An 18,689-nucleotide genomic window follows, 5' to 3' on the forward strand; every position below is an offset into this window, starting at 1 on the left:
GCTTCCTCTCTAAACGTTATTTGCCCGCACGCTGGTAGCGCACGGCTTCAACGAACACATCGGCATTGGCCGGATCATCCAGGTAGGCAAACACCTGGCTCATGGAACTGTCGACCCGTACGCCGGCGCCTTCGACGGTATCCACGCTGCTGCCCTGCAGCACCTGTTGCCCGATGGCCTGGTGAATCTGTTCGAGGTCGAGGTTATAGACCACCAATTCGTGCTTATCGTCGAACTCGAACCCCGCCAGGAAGTAATGCCCTCCGAACCGGGCCGGCAACGGTGCCGACAGGTACCAGCGGTTGCCATGACGCGAAACGGTAAACAGGTACTCATCGCGCTGGGCCGGCGTGGCTTTAGGGTAGCTCACCGCCTTGTAGCGGTGCTCACCGGCACGGCTGATGCGCAGATTGAGCGGTTCGCCCCAGGCATTCCTGCTGGTCCAATGGCCCAGCAACTCATCCGGTGCCGCCTCATGGGCGGGCAACGGGTCCTTGAACGTGACCAGGCAACCGCTGAGCAACAGGAACGACAAGGCGATTACCGCCACACGCCAGGTTTTCATTGGACTCCCCCGGTGTCAGACCGAGGCCAACACCAAATGCATGTAACGCTTGAGGATCTCAAGCATCTCTTCACCGGTCAGAGGCTCTGCGCCGCCCAGCAGGCCCTGATATTCCATCCGACTGATAATCGCCGTCAACACCTTGGCGTCCTGTTGCGGCTCGCGGGAGCCCAATACCTGGAAAAACTGCCCCGTGCCCTGCAACAGGATCTGCTGGTGGGAACGCACCAGCTCAGCCAGGCGCGGGTTGAGCAAGGCTTCCTGGCGAAAGGCCTGTTCGGCCATCAAATGCTCGCGGCGGTTGGTCAACTGGCGCAGCACATAGTCGGCGGTCAGCCGCGCGATGTCATCGGCCAGTTGCGAGCGCGATTCCGGGCTGCCATCGCCATAGGCGACCATCTCACGCAGCAGGCCTTCGTTACGCACCCATAGCTTGCCCATGAAGGCGGCGCTGCGTTCAACGTACTGGGCGAAGGTATCGGTGAGCAGGTCATCGATGTCCTTGAAGTAATAGGTAGTGGCTGACAACGGCACACCGGCCTCGGCCGCCACGGCCCGATGGCGCACGGCCCGCACGCCATCGCGCACCACGATGCGCATGGCTGCATCGAGAATGTCTTGCCTGCGTTGCTCGCTGCCCCGACGGCTGGCCTTACGGCCCTGGTACTGGACGCTTTCAGCCACGGCAGCGGCAATGCCGGCGGCACCTTCTTGAGCGGTTACGCGGTTCACGACACACATCCTTGAATAGATCAAAACCTGGCGCTGTTTGCTTGACGCTTAAAAACGCCACATAAAAAAGCCGCCTTATAAAAGGCGGCTTCGGATTTCGCTACATTTACGCTTGTGGCCGCATGTGCGGGAACAAGATCACATCGCGGATCGACGGCGAGTTGGTCAACAACATCACCAGGCGGTCGATGCCGATACCTTCACCGGCCGTTGGCGGCATGCCGTATTCCAGGGCACGTACGAAGTCGGCGTCGTAGTGCATGGCTTCGTCGTCGCCAGCGTCCTTGTCGGCCACCTGGGCCATGAAGCGCTCGGCCTGGTCTTCGGCATCGTTAAGCTCGGAGTAGGCGTTGGCGATTTCGCGGCCGCCGATGAACAGCTCGAAACGGTCGGTGACGTTCGGGTTGTCGTCGTTGCGACGGGCCAGCGGCGACACTTCGAACGGGTACTGGGTAATGAAGTGCGGCTGTTCCAGCTTGTGCTCCACCAGCTCTTCGAAAATCATCACCTGCAGTTTGCCCAGGCCTTCGAAACCGAGCACCTTGGCACCGGCTTTCTTGGCGATGGCGCGGGCCTTGTCGATGTCGTTGAGGTCGTCTGCGGTCAACTCAGGGTTGTACTTGAGGATCGAGTCGAACACCGACAGGCGCACGAACGGCTCGCCGAAGTGGAACACCTTGTCGCCGTACGGCACGTCGGTAGTCCCGAGGACAAGCTGCGCCAGCTCGCGGAACAGTTCCTCGGTGAGGTCCATGTTGTCTTCGTAGTCGGCGTAGGCCTGGTAGAACTCCAACATGGTGAATTCCGGGTTGTGCCGGGTCGAGACGCCTTCGTTACGGAAGTTGCGGTTGATCTCGAACACCTTCTCGAAGCCACCGACCACAAGACGCTTGAGGTACAACTCAGGCGCGATACGCAGGAACATTTCCAGGTCCAGTGCGTTGTGGTGGGTTTCGAACGGCTTGGCTGCGGCACCACCCGGGATGGTCTGCAGCATCGGGGTTTCCACTTCCAGGAAGTCACGCTGCATCAGGAAGCTGCGGATGTGCGCGATGACCTGCGAACGCACGCGGAAGGTCTGGCGCACGTCTTCGTTGACGATCAGGTCAACGTAGCGCTGGCGGTAACGCTGCTCGGTGTCGGTCAGGCCGTGGTGCTTGTCCGGCAACGGGCGCAGGGACTTGGTCAGCAGGCGCACGCTGGTCATTTCCACGTACAGGTCGCCCTTGCCGGAACGGGCCAGGGTGCCTTCGGCGGCGATGATGTCGCCCATGTCCCAGGTTTTCACCGAGGCCAGGGTTTCTTCGGACAGGGTCTTGCGGTTGACGTAGACCTGGATACGCCCGGTCATGTCCTGGATCACCATGAACGAGCCACGGTTGAGCATGATGCGACCTGCCACCTTGACCGGGATCGCCGCTTCTGCCAGCTCTTCCTTGGTCTTGTCCGCGTACTGCTTCTGCAAGGCATCGCAGTAGTTGTCGCGACGGAAGTCGTTGGGGAAGGCATTGCCCTTGGCGCGCTCGGCAGCCAGCTTTTCCTTGCGCAGGGCGATCAGGGAGTTTTCTTCCTGTTGCAGGGCTTGCGGGTCGAGTTGTTGGTCGCTCATGTCTTTAAATTTTCCATCAGGTTCGTTGTCCCAGGCGTAGGCCGGGGATCGCCGGCAAGGACCAGGCGTCCCCCCGGTTCCTACAAGGGGTTACAGGCCAGATTTCAGGCTGGCTTCCAGGTATTCGTCAATGTCACCGTCGAGCACCTTGTCGCAGTCGCTGCGTTCGATGTTAGTGCGCAGATCCTTGATCCGCGACGCATCGAGCACATAAGAGCGGATCTGGTGACCCCAGCCGATATCCGACTTGGTGTCTTCCAGGGCCTGGGAAGCGGCGTTGCGCTTCTGCATTTCCTGCTCGTACAACTTGGCCCGCAGCATTTTCATGGCGGTGTCCTTGTTCGCGTGCTGGGAGCGTTCGTTCTGGCAGCTCACCACGGTGTTGGTCGGTACGTGGGTAATACGTACAGCCGAATCGGTGGTGTTTACGTGCTGGCCACCGGCACCGGAGGAGCGGTAGGTGTCGATACGCAGGTCGGCCGGGTTGATCTCGATTTCCACCTTGTCATCGATCTCGGGCGAGACGAACACCGCAGAGAACGAGGTGTGGCGACGGTTGCCGGAGTCGAACGGGCTCTTGCGCACCAGGCGGTGTACGCCGATCTCGGTACGCAGCCAGCCAAAGGCGTATTCACCCTTGATGTGCACGGTCGCGCCCTTGATGCCGGCGACTTCACCAGCCGACAGTTCCATGATGGTGGCGTCGAAACCGCGTTTGTCGGCCCAGCGCAGGTACATGCGCAGCAGGATGTTGGCCCAGTCCTGGGCTTCGGTGCCGCCGGAACCGGCCTGGATGTCCAGGTAGGCGTTGTTCGGGTCCATTTCGTGGCTGAACATGCGACGGAATTCAAGCTTGGCGAGGTTTTCCTCGAGACGGGCCAGCTCGGCGACGACATCGCCCACTGCGCCTTCGTCGTTTTCCTCGACGGCCATGTCCAGCAGGTCGCGGCAATCGGCCAGGCCGGTATTCAGTTCGTCGAGGGTGTCGACGATCTGCGCCAGCGCAGCGCGCTCGCGCCCCAGTTCCTGGGCGTATTCAGGTTTGTTCCAGACACTCGGATCTTCAAGCTCGCGATTGACTTCGGTCAGGCGCTCATGCTTTTGATCGTAGTCAAAGATACCCCCGAATAGTTTCGGAGCGCTCGGACAGGTCCTTGATGGTGTTAAGGATCGGGTTGATTTCCATGGCGGGCAGCACTCGTTGGCGAACTTTTGAAAGCCGGCGAGTATAACGGCAAACGGGGGGGAGCGGCAGCCCGCCTGGCGAAAAGGCAGGCTACGCAGGGTTAAATGTGGGAGGGGGCAAGCCCCCTCCCACATTTTGATCTGTTGCGGCCTCGAGTCACTCGATGCCGACCAGGTTTCGCCCGTTGTGCTTGGCCGTATACAAGCCCTTGTCCGCCGCCATGATCAACTGGCGGCAATCGGTACCCTGCACCGGCGTCATGGTCGACAGCCCGATGCTGATGGTCAGGCTCGAGCCTTCCGCCGGGGCGATATGCGGGATTTTCAGTGCGGCGACGGCCATGCGCAGCTTTTCCGCCACCAGGCGTGCCCCACCCGGCGAGGTGTTCGGCAACACCAGGGCAAACTCTTCGCCGCCGTAGCGTGCCGGCAGGTCCGAGGGGCGGCTGCTGGCTTCGCGGATAGTGTTGGCGACCTTGCGCAAGGCTTCATCACCCTCGACGTGGCCAAAGCTGTCGTTGTAGGTCTTGAAGAAATCCACGTCGATCATCAGCAATGACAGCTGGGTCTGATCACGCATGGCGCGGCGCCATTCCAGCTCCAGGTATTCGTCGAAGTGGCGGCGGTTGGACAGCCCGGTCAGGCCATCGGAGTTCATCAGCCGTTGCAGCACCAGGTTGGTGTCCAGCAGCTGTTGCTGGCTGACCCGCAGCGCACGGTAGGCGGCATCGCGCTGCAACAGGGTCATGTAGGAACGCGAGTGATAGCGGATGCGCGCCACCAGTTCGATGTTGTCCGGCAGCTTGACCAGGTAATCGTTGGCCCCCGCCGAGAACGCCGCGCTCTTGATCAGCGGGTCTTCCTTGGTGGAAAGCACGATGATCGGGATGTTCTGCGTGGCCGGGTGGTTGCGGTATTCGCGCACCAGGGTCAAGCCGTCGAGGCCCGGCATCACCAGGTCCTGCAGGATCACCGTGGGCTTGATGCGGATGGCCTGGGCAATCGCCTGGTGCGGGTCGGCACAGAAGTGGAAGTCGATGTTTTCTTCGTGGGCCAGGCCGCGCCGGACGGCTTCGCCGATCATGGCCTGGTCGTCGACCAGCAACACCATGGCGGCGTTTTCGTCGGTCTTGATGTCGTCGATCTGTAAATCATTCATGTGCAGTCACCTGAATTACTGCCTGCAAGCCAACACCGCGGAAGGTCATGATCATTTTGCAAAGACCTCCAGCAATCGGGGCGCAATTCTATCCAGTGGGCGAATTTCAACAGCAGCATCAATCGCCGCCGCCGCTTTGGGCATGCCATACACCGCCGAGCTTTGCTGATCCTGGGCGATGGTCAAATAACCTTGTTCACGCATTAGCTTGAGCCCCTGGGCCCCGTCACGCCCCATACCCGTCAGCAGTACGCCGACGGCATCGCCATTCCAGTGGCTGGCCACGCTTTCGAAAAACACGTCGATCGAAGGCCGGTAAATCTCGTTCACCGGCTCTGCGGTATAGGCTAGCGTGCCATTCTTCAATAAACGAATGTGGTGATTGGTGCCGGCCAGCAGCACCACCCCGCTTTGCGGCGGTTCGCCTTCGCGGGCCAGGCGTACCGGCAGGCCGGAGGCGCTGCTCAGCCACTCGGCCATGCCGGCGGCGAAGACCTGATCCACATGCTGCACCAGCACAATGGCGGCGGCAAAGTCCCGGGGCAATCCCTTGAGCAGGGTTTCCAGGGCAGCCGGGCCACCCGCCGAAGAACCGATCGCCACCAGGCTCTGGCGTTCGCCGGTGCTGCGCTCCGGGGTGGTTTCGGCGCGCACACGGCTGCCGCGCTGGCCGATCAGCCAGCCGATGTTGAGGATCTTGCGCAGCAACGGCGCCGCCGCATCCTTGGGGTTGCCCACGCCGAGCGCCGGCGTGTCCACCACATCCAGGGCGCCGTGGCCCATGGCTTCGAACACCCGGCTCACATTGGCCTGGCGGTCGACGGTCACCAGCAGGATCGCGCACGGGGTCTCGGCCATGATCTGCCGCGTGGCCTCCACGCCGTCCATCACCGGCATGATCAGGTCCATCAGGATCAGGTCCGGGGTCAATTCGGCGCAGCGCTGCACCGCCTCCAGGCCATTGCTGGCCACCCACACAACCTGGTGCGCGGGCTCGAAGCTCAAGGCACGGCGCAGGGCCTCCACGGCCAGGGGCATGTCATTGACGATCGCAATCCTCATGACCGCGCGCCTCCGATCAGCTCCACCACGGCATCCAGCAGCGCGTCATCGTGGAAACTGGCCTTGGCCAGATAATAATCGGCCCCAGCATCCAGCCCGCGACGGCGGTCTTCTTCACGGTCTTTGTACGACACCACCATCACCGGCAACGATTGCAGGCGACTGTCACGGCGCAGGAGTGTGACCAATTCAATACCGTCCATACGAGGCATATCGATATCAGTGATAAGCAGGTCGAAGTCTTCGGAGCGCAAGGCGTTCCAGCCGTCCATGCCGTCAACCGCGACGGCCACTTCGTACCCGCGATTGAGCAGCAGTTTGCGTTGCAACTCCCGCACAGTGAGCGAGTCGTCCACCACCAGTACCCGCTTGCGCGGTGCCTCGGTGGCCTGCTGGCTGCGCCGGGCGATGCGTTCCAGGCGCCCGGTGTTGAGCAGCTTGTCCACCGAGCGCAGCATATCTTCCACATCGACGATCAATACCACCGAGCCGTCGTCCAGCAAGGCACCGGCGGAAATATCCTGGACCTTGCCCAGGCGATCATCCAGCGGCAACACCACCAGGGTGCGTTCGCCGATAAAGCGTTCCACGGCGATCCCGTAAACCGCATCGCGCTCGCGGATCACCACCACCTTCAAGGTTTCGTCATTGCTCTGCCCCAATGGGCGCTGCAACAGCTGGCTGGCGGCGACCAGGCCCACATGCCGACCTTCGTGCCAGAAATGCTGGCGGCCTTCCAACTGCACAATGTCGTCGGGTGCCAGGTCGCACATGCGCTCGATATGCGCCAGCGGGAACGCATAGGCTTCCTCGCCGACTTCCACCACCAGGCTGCGCACCACCGACAGGGTCAGCGGCACCTCCAGGTGGAAGCGACTGCCCTGCCCTGCCGCCTGCTCCAGCACCACCGCGCCGCGCAGTTGGCGAACCATATGCTGCACCGCATCCAGCCCGACACCGCGCCCGGACACTTCGGTGACCTTGTCGCGCAGGCTGAACCCCGGCAGGAACAGGAACGTCAGCAGCTCCTCTTCACTCAGGTTCAGGGCCGTCTCCCAGGTTGAAAGATGCCGATCGACGATGGTGCCGCGCAGACGCTCCAGGTCGACGCCATTGCCGTCGTCACTCAGCTCCAGCACCAGCAGACCGGCCTGATGGGACGCGCGCAGGCGGATCAGGCCTTCGGCAGGTTTGCCTGCCAGCAGGCGTTGCTCGGGCATTTCGATGCCGTGGTCGACGGCATTGCGCAATAAATGGGTGAGTGGCGCTTCGAGCTTTTCCAGCACGTCGCGATCGACCTGGGTCTTTTCTCCCTCGATCTCCAGGCGCACTTGCTTGCCCAGGCTGCGGCCGAGGTCGCGCACCATGCGCACCTGACCGGCCAGCACGTCGGCAAACGGGCGCATGCGACAGGCCAGCGCAGTGTCGTAGAGCACCTGGGCACGCTGGCCGGCCTGCCAGCCAAACTCATCCAGCTCGGCGGTCTTTTCCGCCAGCAGCGCCTGGGCTTCGCTCAGCAGGCGGCGGGTATCGGCCAGGGCTTCCTCGGCTTCGAGGCTCAAACCCAGGGTCTTGAGCTGGCCATCCAGGGTATCCAGGGCGCGTACGCTTTGGCTTTGAATCCGTTTGAGACGCTGCATGCTGGCCAGGTAGGGCTTGAGCCGCTGGGTTTCCACCAGAGACTTGCTCGAGAGGTCCAACAGGCTGTTCAAGCGCTCGGCGGTCACGCGCAATACGCGTTCGCCACCTTCAGTCATGCGCCGGCCCTGACGCGGCGGATCACTGGCGACGTGCGGTGCGGGCTCAGGCTCCGGCGGCAGCTCTTCGATGAGCGGCGCCGGGGCGGGCTCAGGCGCAGCGGGCAGCGGCGCGACGTAGGCACTGGGCTGGGATGGATCCAGCAGGCGCTCCATCAACGCCACATAGGCATCGATGTCCGCCGTGCCGACATCGTTGCCAGGGGTGGCGATACGCATCAGCAAGTCGGTGCCTTGCAGCAACGCGTCGATATGTTCGGGTTGCAGGTACAGGCGGCGTTCCTGGGCGCTGACCAGGCAATCCTCCATGACATGGGCCACGCTGACCCCGGCGTCCACCCCGACGATGCGCGCCGCGCCCTTGAGCGAATGCGCGGCACGCATGCAGGCTTCAAGCTGGTCGGCCTGGGTAGGGTTGCGCTCCAGGGCCAGCAGGCCCGCGCTCAGCACCTGGGTCTGGGCATCGGCTTCCAGGCTGAACAGCTCCAGCAGCGAGGCGTCGCGCATCTGGTCGGGGGTCATGTGAGGCTCCGGGTCACGGCGGACAACAATTGCGCCTCGTCCAGCCACCGCAGGCTACGGCCTTTCCACTGCAACACACCCTGGGTGTAGCGCGCGCTGGCCTGGGTACCCGAGGCCGACGCCGCCTTCAGGGTGCGCTCATCGATGGCATGGATGCCATCCACTTCGTCCACCGGCACCACCACCGGGCCATCCTGCGCGGCGATGATCAGCATGCGCGGCATGATCCGCCCACCGCTGGCGCCCTGATGGGTTGTTTCCAGGCCAAGCAACTCCACCAGCGACAGGCACGCCACCAGCGCACCACGCACATTGGCCACACCGAGCAAGGCACGGGAGCGCTGGTGCGGCAGCGAGTGAATCGGTTGCAACGGCGCCACCTCCACCAGGCAGCGGGTGGCGATGCCCAGCCATTCCTCGCCGAGGCGGAACACCAACAGCGAGCGGGTGACGATCTTTTCGTCAACCTCGGCAGCCGCCACCGGACGACGGTCGTCCTGCTGCAAGGCATAGCGGTCCAGCAAGCGCGTGGCGGCAGCCGAGTACACCGAACAGTTACGGCAGTGGATATGCTCCACAAGCAACGGGCACGACTTGTCGCCATGGATACCGATACGGTTCCAGCAGTCGTCGATGGCTTGGGTGTCGGCCAGGGTCAGGTCCAGGCCTGCGGTGTTGAGCGCCTCGGTGCTACTCATCGTTTGGACTCACTGTCTGCTCGCTGCGGGCGGCCCGCGCCTGTAAACGGCGCGCCCCCGCACTGTCGCCCTGGGACTCGAGCAAGGCGGCCAGGTGCATCAAGGCCTGCGGGTGCTGGGGTTCCAGGTACAAGGCTTTACGATAAAACCCCTGGGCTTCCAGGGCGCTGCCGGCCACGTCGCTGAGCAACCCCAGCCAGTAGAACACCTGGGCGGCCGGCGGGTGACTGTTCAGATACTGCTCGCAGGCGGCGCGGGCCTCGGCACTTTTGCCTTCGTTGGCCAGGCTGGCGATGCGGCTGAGCAAGGTGCCCGCATCGGAGGGCGGCGCCTTGATCGGCCCCGCCTGGGTGCTGGCCGTGCTGAACGGTCGCGGCTTGACCGGGACCGGCGCGGCGCGGCGCGGTGGCGTCGGCATGGGCACGAATACCGGCTCAGGCTTCACCGGTTCGGCATGCCGGCTGAAGGCAAATGACTGCGGCACCCCAATCGAGCGCATGCCGTGGCGCCCCAGCAAGCTGCCCTCGGCGGGACCGATAAACAGCACGCCGTCCACATGGGTCAGGCCCTTGAGCACATCGAAGACTTGTTTCTGGGTCGGCTGGTCAAAGTAGATCAGCAGGTTGCGGCAAAACACGAAATCGTAGCTCGCCTCGTTCGCCAGCAGCGTCGGGTCGAGCAGGTTGCCGACTTGCAGGCGCACCTGTTCGCGCACGCGGTCGGCGATGTGGAACCCGTCGCCGTATTCCGTGAAGTGGCGGTCGCGAAAGGCAATATCGCCACCGCGAAACGAGTTCTTGCCATACACCCCACGCCGGGCGCGCTCCACCGACAGCGGGCTGACATCCAGGCCCAGGACCTTGAACTGGTGCGGCGCCAGCCCGGCATCCAGCAAGGCCATGGCAATGGAATAGGGTTCTTCGCCGGTGGAACACGGCAGGCTGAGAATGCGCAGGGCGCGCATCTGCTTGATCTCGGCCAGGCGTGCAAGCGCCAGTCGGGCCAGGGTCGCAAAGGATTCGGGGTAACGGAAAAACCAGGTCTCGGGGACGATCACGGCTTCGATCAGCGCGTGTTGCTCGTCCTCGGAGCTTTGCAGGTGCTGCCAGTACTGCCCTGGCGTTTGCGCCTGCACGGCCTGGCTGCGCTGGCGTACGGCGCGCTCGATGATGGCCTCGCCGACCGACGCGACGTCCAGGCCGATACGTTCTTTCAAGAAGGCAAAGAAACGCGGGTCGTTGCTCATAGGCTCAGCTCGGCAGAAAACAACAGGGCGCGCACATCATCGGTGAGCACGTCATTCACGCCAATCCACTGCATCAGGCCCAGGGCATCCTCACGCACCGGCCCCAGGTACCGCGCCTGGCGGTTATCCAGGCCGTAAGGCTGGAATTCGGCCGGGTCGCACCGCAGGGTGTCCGTGGCCTGCTCGAGGATCAGCCCGAGCCAGCGCGATTCGACCCAGGTGTGCGGCTGGTAATTGACCAGCACCAGGCGCGTACTCGTACGCGCCTGGGCCGCTGTGCCGAAGGTCAGCGCACTCAGGTCGATGACCGGCACCAACGCCCCGCGATGGGCAAAGATGCCCGCCACCCACAGTGGCGCGTGGGCGATAGGCTTGAGCGGCAGGCGTGGCAACACCTCGGCCACCTCCGTGGCCTTGAGCGCAAAGCGTTCGCTGCCGATGTGAAACACCAGGAACAAGGCTTTTTTCGCTGCCGGAACGGCGCCGCGTTTAGCCGCAAGGTCGCTCATCAGACTTTGAAACGCGACACGCCGCTGCGCAGACCCACCGCAACCTGGCTCAGTTCATCGATGGCAAAGCTGGCCTGGCGCAGGGACTCCACCGTCTGGCTGCTGGCATCGCCCAGTTGCACCAGGGCATGGTTGATCTGCTCGGCGCCGGTGGCCTGGGCCTGCATGCCTTCGTTGACCATCAACACCCGCGGCGCCAGGGCCTGTACCTGATGGATGATCTGCGACAGTTGCTCGCCTACTTGCTGCACTTCGAACATGCCTCGACGGACTTCTTCGGAGAACTTGTCCATGCCCATCACGCCCGCCGAAACCGCTGACTGGATTTCACGCACCATCTGCTCGATGTCGTAGGTGGCCACGGCGGTCTGGTCGGCCAGGCGCCGCACTTCGGTGGCCACCACGGCAAAACCGCGCCCATATTCACCGGCCTTTTCGGCTTCGATGGCGGCATTCAGGGACAGCAGGTTGGTCTGGTCGGCGACCTTGACGATGGTCACCACCACCTGGTTGATATTGCCGGCCTTCTCATTGAGGATCGCCAGCTTGGCGTTCACCAGGTCGGCGGCGCCCATCACCGAGTGCATGGTTTCTTCCATGCGCGCCAGGCCTTGCTGGCCGGAACCGGCGGCCACCGAGGCCTGGTCGGCGGCGGTGGACACTTCGGTCATGGTGCGAACCAGATCCTTGGAAGTGGCAGCGATCTCCCGTGAAGTGGCACCGATCTCAGTGGTGGTGGCCGCGGTTTCAGTGGCAGTGGCCTGCTGCTGCTTGGAGGTGGCCGCAATCTCGGTGACCGAGGTGGTGACCTGCACCGAAGAGCGCTGGGCCTGGGACACCAGGGCCGTGAGCTCGGTCATCATGTCGTTGAAGCCGGTTTCCACCGCACCGAACTCGTCCTTGCGCTCCAGGTTCAAGCGTTTGCTCAGGTCACCGGTGCGCATGGTCTGGAGGATCTCGACGATGCGTTGCATCGGCGCCATGATCGCGCGCATCAGCAGCAGGCCACACAGGCCGGCGGCGAGAATGGCCACGGCCAGCGACAGGAACATGCTGACCTTGGCCGAGGCAACGGCGTCGTCAATGGCGGCCGTTGCCCTGTCGGACACGGCCTTGTTTTCCGTGATGATGTCATTGAGCTTCATGCGCCCTTCGGTCCAGATCGGCGTCAATTGCTCTTCCAGCAGCTCGCGGGCGGCCGGCAGGTCATTGGCTTCGACGCGCTCAAGCACCTCGGCCAGGACCTTGTTGTAATTGATGTGGGCGGCCTTGAAGTTATCGAACTCCATGCGATCGGCCTGGCTATGCACGGTTTTTTCGTAATTGGCCATCTGCTGTTCGATACGCGCCTCGAAGGCCTTGTAATCCGACTTATCGCTATTGGTGAAGGTTTTATCCTCGCGCAGACCAATGATATCGATGGTCTGCAAATAGCTGTCGACCCACGCGCTGCGGATCATCGAACTGAGGTAAACCCCCGGCACCGCGTCGTCACGCACCGATTCCTGGCTGGCTTCGATCTTCAGCAACCGTGAGTAGGACACCACAACCATCAGCAGCATGATCGCGATAATGACCGCAAAGCTCGCCAAAATCCGCTGGCGCAAGGTCCAATTCTTCACAGTGTTTCCTCGAAGGGCCATTCAAATGGAGGGGAGTATAGCTGAGCAGAAGCCCTCATTTATCAATGGGTTTTGGTGTTGTGCCGACATATATGCAAAAACACCTGTGGGAGGGGGCTTGCCCCGATTGCGGTAGACCAGTTGGAGTATTTGCAGCTGTTCCACCGCAACCGGGGCAAGCCCCCTCCCACATCTATGGTTTGCGTACACTCGTCGGTTATTGGTTAAGCCGTACCTGCTTTTCCAGTTCCAGCTTCAAGCCCGGCTCGAGCTTGAGTTGGCGGGCCAATTCGTCCAGATACGCCTTTTCCATAAAGTTCTCCTCGTCCACCAGCATCACGCTGGCGATGTACATCTCGGCAGCCATTTCCGGGGTGCCGGCGGCGCGGGCGACGTCGGCCGGGTCCAGCGGCTTGTTCAATTCGGCGTGCAGCCAGCTTTGCAGTTCGCGGTCGTTGTCCAGCTTGGTGAATTCACCTTCGATCAATGCGCGTTCACGCTCATCCACATGGCCGTCGGCCTTGGCGGCGGCGACCAATGCCTTGAGGATCCCCTGGCTGTGCTGCTCGACCTGGGCCGGTGGCAGGCGGTCGATGGTTTGCGGTTCGCCCTGAGGCGCGTTGGCCTGCTTGGCCTGCCAGTTGCCGTAGGCTTTGTAGGCAATCACGCCCAACGCGGCCAGCCCGCCATAGGTCAGGGCCTTGCCGCCAAACTTGCGCGCCTTCTTGTTGCCCAGCAACAGGCCCATGGCTCCCGCCGCCAGGGCGCCACCGCCCGCACCGCCGAGCAGGCTGCCGAGACCGCCGCCGCCGAGGGCGCCTTTATCGTCCTGCTTGCGCTGGCCGCCGGTTTTGTTCTGCAACATGTCCTGGCCGGACTTGAGCAACTGATCGAGCAATCCACGGGTATTCATTCGTAGCCTCCAGACACTAGTGTTCATAGGACCAATAGGCCCTCAGCGTAAAACTAAGTGCCAAAAAGCCGCGATCTAGAGTGCTTCCAGATGTAACGCCGCTGCCCTTCGCTTAAATCGATATACACTCGGATAAATCTATAAAAACACCCCACTGGTAATTCCAGCATGATGACCTTGCGTCAAATCCGGCATTTTATCGCCGTGGCCGAGACCGGTTCGATCTCCGCCGCCGCGCAGACCGCGTTCATTTCCCAGTCCACCCTGACCCTGGCGATCCAGCAACTGGAGCAGGAAATCGGCGTCACCCTGTTCAACCGCCACGCCAAGGGCATGACCCTCACGCACCAGGGCCATCAGTTCCTGCGCCAGGCGCACTTGATCCTCGCCACCGTCGACAATGCCAAGCGCAGCCTGCAACAGAGCACCGACCAGGTCGCCGGGCAGTTGATCATCGGCGTGACCAGCCTGGTCGCCGGCTACTACCTGGCGGATTTGCTCACCCGCTTCCAGCGCGCCTACCCCAACGTGGAGATCCGCGTGATGGAAGACGAACGCCCGTATATCGAGCATTTGCTGGTCAGCGGCGAGATCGATGTGGGCGTGCTGATCCTCTCCAACCTGGAAGACCGCCACGCCCTGCAGACCGAAGTCCTCACCCACTCGCCCCACCGCCTGTGGCTACCGGCGCAACATCCGCTGCTGGAGCACGACAGCATCAACCTCGCCGACGTGGCAAGCGAGCCGTTGATTCAGCTGAACGTCGACGAAATGGGGCATAACGCCCAGCGCCTGTGGGCAGCAGCCGGCCTGCAACCGCGCGTGACCCTGCGCACCGCCTCCACCGAGGCCGTGCGCAGCCTGGTGGCCGCAGGCCTGGGCGTATCGATCCAACCGGACATGACCTACCGCCCCTGGTCCCTGGAGGGCGACATTATTGAAGCGCGGCCGATTGCCGACCTCAGCCAGACCCTGGACGTCGGCCTGGCCTGGCGTCGAGGCACCGCGCGACCGGCCTTGGTGGATCCGTTCCTCACCGTTGCGCGGGAACAACCACACCCGCGCAAGCCATCTATTTAATCGAATGCTGCATTCAGTATTTAGTATTTGTTGTCCTCACGCCTGACCTCTAGTCTCTGTCTATGCATAAGAGAAGGTAAGGCGACTTGTAAGAGAACGCCCATGACCACACAAGAAAAGAGATCACGAAAAATGTCCGGCGCGCCAACCCCGCTGCTCACTGCGTTGCTGATCGACGGCGAACTGGTCCAGGGCCAGGGCGTTGCCGAGCCGATCCTCAACCCGGCCACCGGCGAAGTGCTCACCCAGATCGCCGAAGCCAGCACCGAGCAGGTCGAAAGTGCGATCCTCGCCGCACACCGCGCTTTTGCCGGCTGGTCGCGGACCACGCCGCAACAACGCTCCAACATCCTGCTGGGCATCGCCGACGCCATCGAGAAACACGCCGACTATCTGGCCCGCCTGGAATCGCTTAACTGCGGCAAGCCGTTGCACCTGGCGCGCCAGGACGACTTGAGCGCCACCATCGATGTGTTCCGCTTCTTCGCCGGCGCCGTGCGCTGCCAGACCGGCCAGCTCAGCGGCGAATACCTGCCGGGCTACACCAGCATGGTGCGCCGCGATCCGATTGGCGTGGTGGCCTCGATTGCGCCGTGGAACTACCCGCTGATGATGGCCGCGTGGAAGATCGCCCCGGCGCTGGCGGCCGGTAATACCTTGGTGTTCAAGCCGTCGGAACACACGCCGCTGTCGATCCTCGCATTGGCCCCGGTCCTGAAGGACGTGTTACCACGCGGGGTCATCAACATTCTGTGCGGTGGCGGTGAAGGCGTCGGCAGCCATTTGGTCAGCCACCCCAAGGTGCGCATGGTCTCGCTGACCGGCGACATCGTCACCGGCCAGAAAATCCTGCAGGCCGCCTCCAAGACCCTCAAACGCACACACCTGGAATTGGGCGGCAAGGCGCCGGTGATCGTGTGCAACGACGCCGATCTGCAAGCCGTGGTCGAAGGCGTACGTGCCTACGGTTACTACAACGCCGGCCAGGACTGCACCGCGGCGTGCCGCATCTATGCCCAGGCGGGCATCCACGACAAATTGGTCGCCGAGCTGGGCGCAGCCGTCAGCAGCCTGCGCTTCGCCGGCAAGCGCGATGCCGATAATGAACTCGGCCCGCTGATCAGCACACGCCAGCGCGACCGCGTGGCCAGCTTTGTCGAGCGCGCCCTGGGCCAGCCGCATATCGAGCGAGTCACCGGCGCGGCCGTGCATTCCGGGGCCGGCTTCTATTACCAGCCGACGCTGCTCGCCGGTTGCAAGCAGAACGATGAAATCGTCCAGCGCGAAGTGTTCGGCCCGGTGGTCACCGTGACCCGCTTCGACGAACTGGAACAGGCGGTGGACTGGGCCAACGATTCCGAATACGGCCTGGCCTCCTCCGTCTGGACCCAGAACCTGGACAAGGCCATGCAGGTCGCCGCGCGCCTGCAATACGGCTGCACCTGGATCAACAGCCATTTCATGCTGGTCAGCGAAATGCCCCACGGCGGCTTGAAGCGCTCGGGGTATGGGAAAGATCTGTCCAGCGATTCGCTACAGGACTACAGCGTGGTGCGCCACATCATGGCCCGCCACGGCCAGCATCTTTAAAACAACAACTAAGCTCATGCGTCACGGCTTCACACACTGCCCCGACCATAATTAAAGAAGAGGGAATCCCCATGTCTGCGCATAAGACCGCACTGCTCAGTGCCTTGACCACCGCGCTGCTGGCCAGCGTCAGTATCCAGGCCGCCGAACCGCTCAAGGCGGTGGGCGCTGGTGAAGGCCAGTTGGATATCGTCGCCTGGCCCGGCTATATCGAACGTGGCGAAAGCGACAAGGCCTACGACTGGGTCACAGGTTTCGAGAAGGAAACCGGCTGCAAGGTCAACGTGAAAACCGCCGCCACCTCTGACGAAATGGTCAGTTTGATGGCCAAGGGCGGTTATGACCTGGTCACCGCGTCCGGGGATGCGTCGCTGCGGTTGATCGTTGGCAAGCGTGTGCAACCAATCAACACGGCGTTGATCCCCAACTGGAAGAACATCGACCCGCGCCTCAAGGATGCGCCGTGGTACGTGGTGGGCCAGCAGACCTACGGCACCCCGTACCAGTGGGGGCCGAACGTGCTGATGTACAACACCACCGTGTTCAAGACCGCGCCCACCAGCTGGAATGTGCTGTTCGATGCGCAGAACCTGCCGGACGGCAAGCCGAACAAAGGTCGCGTGCAGGCCTATGACGGTCCGATCTACATCGCCGATGCGGCGCTGTACCTCAAGAGCACCCAGCCGGAACTGGGGATCCAGAGCCCCTATGAACTGACCGAAACCCAGTACAAGGCCGTGCTCGACCTGTTGCGCGCGCAGCAGCCGTTGATCCACCGCTACTGGCATGACACCACCGTGCAAATGAGCGACTTCAAGAACGAAGGCGTGGTGGCCTCCAGCGCCTGGCCGTATCAGGTCAACGGCCTGCAGAACGAGAAGCAGCCGATTGCTTCGACCATTCCCAAGGAAGGCGCCACCGGCTGGGCCGACACCACCATGTTGCACAGCGAGGCCAAGCACCCGAATTGCGCCTACAAGTGGATGGACTGGTCGCTGCAGCCGAAAGTCCAGGGCGATGTCGCCGCCTGGTTCGGCTCGCTGCCGGCGGTGCCCGCAGCCTGCAAGGAAAGCGAACTGCTCGGCGCCGAGGGTTGCAAGACCAACGGCTTCGATCAGTTCGACAAGATCGCCTTCTGGAAAACCCCGCAGGCCGAGGGCGGCAAGTTCGTGCCGTACAGCCGCTGGACCCAGGACTACATCGCGATCATGGGCGGGCGCTAAGCCATCTGACCCTCAGGGGCCGCTTCGCGGCCCAACGCAGCCTCGTGCCTCGGCAGCTGCTACGGATCTTTACTGCTCCTACACCGTTGGTAGGAGCTGTCGAGTGAAACGAGGCTGCGATTTCTGAGCACCTCCTACGATTTTATTTTTATCCAAAACGCGCCTTTTTGGAGCACCGCACCATGACGCTTGCAGTCCAATTCACCCACGTTTCCCGTCAGTTCGGCGAAGTGAAGGCCGTTGACCGGGTTTCCATCGATATCCAGGACGGCGAGTTCTTTTCCATGCTCGGCCCATCCGGCTCGGGCAAGACCACCTGCCTGCGCCTGATCGCCGGTTTCGAGCAACCGAGCGCAGGCTCGATCCGCATTCATGGCGAGGAAGCCGCTGGCTTGCCGCCGTATCAGCGTGACGTAAACACGGTATTCCAGGATTACGCACTGTTCCCCCATATGAACGTGCGCGACAACGTCGCCTATGGCCTCAAGGTCAAAGGCGTGGGCAAGACCGAACGCCTCAACCGCGCCGAAGAAGCCTTGGGGATGGTCGCCCTCGGTGGCTACGGCGAGCGCAAGCCGGTACAGCTCTCCGGCGGCCAACGCCAACGAGTGGCCTTGGCCCGTGCCCTGGTCAATCGCCCCCGGGTGTTGCTGCTCGATGAACCCTTGGGCGCCCTCGACCTCAAGCTGCGCGAACAGATGCAAAGCGAGCTGAAGAAGCTGCAACGCCAGCTCGGCATCACCTTTATCTTCGTCACCCACGACCAGACCGAAGCGCTGTCGATGTCCGACCGTGTGGCGGTGTTCAACAAGGGCCGTATCGAACAGGTCGACACCCCGCGCAACCTGTATATGAAACCGGCCACCGCGTTCGTCGCCGAGTTCGTCGGCACCTCCAACGTGATTCGCGGCGAGTTGGCCCAGCGCCTCAGCGGCAGTGCGCAGCCGTTTTCGATTCGCCCGGAACACGTACGGTTTGCCGAGGGCCCGCTGGGCGCCGGCGAAGTGGAAATCAGCGGCCTGCTGCACGACATCCAGTACCAGGGCAGCGCCACCCGCTATGAACTGAAACTGGAAAACGGCCAGGCGCTGAACATCAGCCAGGCCAACAACCAGTGGCTGGACATCAGCAGCGGCCATCAGGTCGGCCAGTCCATCACCGCCCGCTGGGCGCGAGAAGCCATGACGCCGCTGACTGACCGCGCAGGCGAGGTGTGA

16 protein-coding genes are annotated in these 18,689 nt (G+C 62.7%); 4 read left to right on the forward strand and 12 right to left on the reverse strand.

The window, feature by feature from the left end; genetic code table 11:
• Positions 1 to 16: 16 nt before the first annotated feature.
• From BFQ01_RS19185 to BFQ01_RS19240, 12 genes are all read right to left on the reverse strand, one after another.
• The gene (locus BFQ01_RS19185) at positions 17 to 565 is read right to left on the reverse strand and encodes a hypothetical protein (protein ID WP_065926486.1); all 549 of its coding nucleotides are present in this window, start codon (positions 563 to 565) and stop codon (positions 17 to 19) included.
• A 15-nt stretch (positions 566 to 580) separates the two neighbouring features.
• Positions 581 to 1,297, reverse strand: coding sequence for a TetR/AcrR family transcriptional regulator (locus tag BFQ01_RS19190; RefSeq protein WP_027604515.1), 717 nt, complete (start codon positions 1,295 to 1,297; stop codon positions 581 to 583).
• A gap of 106 nt (positions 1,298 to 1,403) precedes the next feature.
• Positions 1,404 to 2,906: a lysine--tRNA ligase gene (gene lysS / locus BFQ01_RS19195; RefSeq protein WP_065926487.1), complete on the reverse strand. Its 1,503-nt coding sequence runs from the start codon at positions 2,904 to 2,906 to the stop codon at positions 1,404 to 1,406.
• 90 nt (positions 2,907 to 2,996) lie between these two features.
• Positions 2,997 to 4,092, reverse strand: a protein-coding gene (prfB, locus tag BFQ01_RS19200; protein ID WP_098465888.1) for a peptide chain release factor 2 whose coding sequence is annotated in 2 segments (ribosomal slippage) — positions 2,997 to 4,019 and positions 4,021 to 4,092 — 1,095 coding nt in all. Because the reading frame shifts where the segments join, the coding sequence is not laid out codon by codon here.
• A 156-nt stretch (positions 4,093 to 4,248) separates the two neighbouring features.
• Positions 4,249 to 5,250 carry a response regulator gene (locus BFQ01_RS19205; protein ID WP_065926488.1) on the reverse strand — a complete coding sequence of 334 codons (1,002 nt, stop codon included), beginning with the start codon at positions 5,248 to 5,250 and terminating at the stop codon, positions 4,249 to 4,251.
• Between the two features lie 51 nt (positions 5,251 to 5,301).
• Positions 5,302 to 6,312 (reverse strand): chemotaxis response regulator protein-glutamate methylesterase, encoded by a 1,011-nt coding sequence (locus BFQ01_RS19210; RefSeq protein ID WP_065926489.1) that lies wholly within the window; start codon positions 6,310 to 6,312, stop codon positions 5,302 to 5,304.
• Positions 6,309 to 8,591 (reverse strand): hybrid sensor histidine kinase/response regulator, encoded by a 2,283-nt coding sequence (locus BFQ01_RS19215; RefSeq protein WP_065926490.1) that lies wholly within the window; start codon positions 8,589 to 8,591, stop codon positions 6,309 to 6,311. The genes BFQ01_RS19210 and BFQ01_RS19215 overlap by 4 nt, the downstream gene beginning before the upstream one ends.
• Positions 8,588 to 9,289, reverse strand: a complete 702-nt coding sequence (locus BFQ01_RS19220; RefSeq protein ID WP_027604520.1) for a chemotaxis protein CheW — start codon at positions 9,287 to 9,289, stop codon at positions 8,588 to 8,590. The genes BFQ01_RS19215 and BFQ01_RS19220 overlap by 4 nt, the downstream gene beginning before the upstream one ends.
• Positions 9,282 to 10,535 carry a CheR family methyltransferase gene (locus BFQ01_RS19225; protein ID WP_065926491.1) on the reverse strand — a complete coding sequence of 418 codons (1,254 nt, stop codon included), beginning with the start codon at positions 10,533 to 10,535 and terminating at the stop codon, positions 9,282 to 9,284. The genes BFQ01_RS19220 and BFQ01_RS19225 overlap by 8 nt, the downstream gene beginning before the upstream one ends.
• Complete coding sequence (locus tag BFQ01_RS19230) at positions 10,532 to 11,044, reverse strand: chemotaxis protein CheW (protein WP_027604522.1); 513 nt, start codon at positions 11,042 to 11,044, stop codon at positions 10,532 to 10,534. The genes BFQ01_RS19225 and BFQ01_RS19230 overlap by 4 nt, the downstream gene beginning before the upstream one ends.
• The gene (locus BFQ01_RS19235) at positions 11,044 to 12,687 is read right to left on the reverse strand and encodes a methyl-accepting chemotaxis protein (RefSeq protein WP_370671268.1); all 1,644 of its coding nucleotides are present in this window, start codon (positions 12,685 to 12,687) and stop codon (positions 11,044 to 11,046) included. The genes BFQ01_RS19230 and BFQ01_RS19235 overlap by 1 nt, the downstream gene beginning before the upstream one ends.
• A 196-nt stretch (positions 12,688 to 12,883) precedes the next feature.
• The gene (locus BFQ01_RS19240) at positions 12,884 to 13,579 is read right to left on the reverse strand and encodes a tellurite resistance TerB family protein (RefSeq protein WP_065926493.1); all 696 of its coding nucleotides are present in this window, start codon (positions 13,577 to 13,579) and stop codon (positions 12,884 to 12,886) included.
• A gap of 168 nt (positions 13,580 to 13,747) precedes the next feature.
• Between BFQ01_RS19240 and BFQ01_RS19245 the strand changes: the two genes are divergently transcribed.
• From BFQ01_RS19245 to BFQ01_RS19260, 4 genes are all read left to right on the forward strand, one after another.
• Positions 13,748 to 14,659, forward strand: coding sequence for a LysR family transcriptional regulator (locus BFQ01_RS19245; protein ID WP_065926494.1), 912 nt, complete (start codon positions 13,748 to 13,750; stop codon positions 14,657 to 14,659).
• Between the two features lie 132 nt (positions 14,660 to 14,791).
• Positions 14,792 to 16,249 (forward strand): gamma-aminobutyraldehyde dehydrogenase, encoded by a 1,458-nt coding sequence (locus BFQ01_RS19250; protein WP_065926495.1) that lies wholly within the window; start codon positions 14,792 to 14,794, stop codon positions 16,247 to 16,249.
• Positions 16,250 to 16,320: 71 nt separating this feature from the next.
• Positions 16,321 to 17,472, forward strand: coding sequence for a putative ABC transporter substrate-binding protein YdcS (gene ydcS / locus BFQ01_RS19255; RefSeq protein ID WP_065926496.1), 1,152 nt, complete (start codon positions 16,321 to 16,323; stop codon positions 17,470 to 17,472).
• Positions 17,473 to 17,654: 182 nt separating this feature from the next.
• Positions 17,655 to 18,689 carry an ABC transporter ATP-binding protein gene (locus BFQ01_RS19260; protein ID WP_065926497.1) on the forward strand — a complete coding sequence of 345 codons (1,035 nt, stop codon included), beginning with the start codon at positions 17,655 to 17,657 and terminating at the stop codon, positions 18,687 to 18,689.

The organism is Pseudomonas sp. 8 R 14 (assembly GCF_900005955.1).
Classification (GTDB): domain Bacteria; phylum Pseudomonadota; class Gammaproteobacteria; order Pseudomonadales; family Pseudomonadaceae; genus Aquipseudomonas; species Aquipseudomonas marginalis.

Bases quoted from the DNA above. Each gene is read 5' to 3' on its own strand.
- BFQ01_RS19185 (WP_065926486.1), bottom strand. From the start codon at position 565: ATGAAAACCTGGCGTGTGGCGGTAATCGCCTTGTCGTTCCTGTTGCTC.
- BFQ01_RS19210 (WP_065926489.1), bottom strand. From the start codon at position 6,312: ATGAGGATTGCGATCGTCAATGACATGCCCCTGGCCGTGGAGGCCCTG.
- BFQ01_RS19205 (WP_065926488.1), bottom strand. From the start codon at position 5,250: ATGAATGATTTACAGATCGACGACATCAAGACCGACGAAAACGCCGCC.
- ydcS (WP_065926496.1), top strand. From the start codon at position 16,321: ATGTCTGCGCATAAGACCGCACTGCTCAGTGCCTTGACCACCGCGCTG.
- BFQ01_RS19230 (WP_027604522.1), bottom strand. From the start codon at position 11,044: ATGAGCGACCTTGCGGCTAAACGCGGCGCCGTTCCGGCAGCGAAAAAA.
- BFQ01_RS19245 (WP_065926494.1), top strand. From the start codon at position 13,748: ATGATGACCTTGCGTCAAATCCGGCATTTTATCGCCGTGGCCGAGACC.
- BFQ01_RS19250 (WP_065926495.1), top strand. From the start codon at position 14,792: ATGTCCGGCGCGCCAACCCCGCTGCTCACTGCGTTGCTGATCGACGGC.
- BFQ01_RS19215 (WP_065926490.1), bottom strand. From the start codon at position 8,591: ATGACCCCCGACCAGATGCGCGACGCCTCGCTGCTGGAGCTGTTCAGC.
- BFQ01_RS19220 (WP_027604520.1), bottom strand. From the start codon at position 9,289: ATGAGTAGCACCGAGGCGCTCAACACCGCAGGCCTGGACCTGACCCTG.
- lysS (WP_065926487.1), bottom strand. From the start codon at position 2,906: ATGAGCGACCAACAACTCGACCCGCAAGCCCTGCAACAGGAAGAAAAC.
- BFQ01_RS19240 (WP_065926493.1), bottom strand. From the start codon at position 13,579: ATGAATACCCGTGGATTGCTCGATCAGTTGCTCAAGTCCGGCCAGGAC.
- BFQ01_RS19235 (WP_370671268.1), bottom strand. From the start codon at position 12,687: ATGGCCCTTCGAGGAAACACTGTGAAGAATTGGACCTTGCGCCAGCGG.
- BFQ01_RS19225 (WP_065926491.1), bottom strand. From the start codon at position 10,535: ATGAGCAACGACCCGCGTTTCTTTGCCTTCTTGAAAGAACGTATCGGC.
- BFQ01_RS19260 (WP_065926497.1), top strand. From the start codon at position 17,655: ATGACGCTTGCAGTCCAATTCACCCACGTTTCCCGTCAGTTCGGCGAA.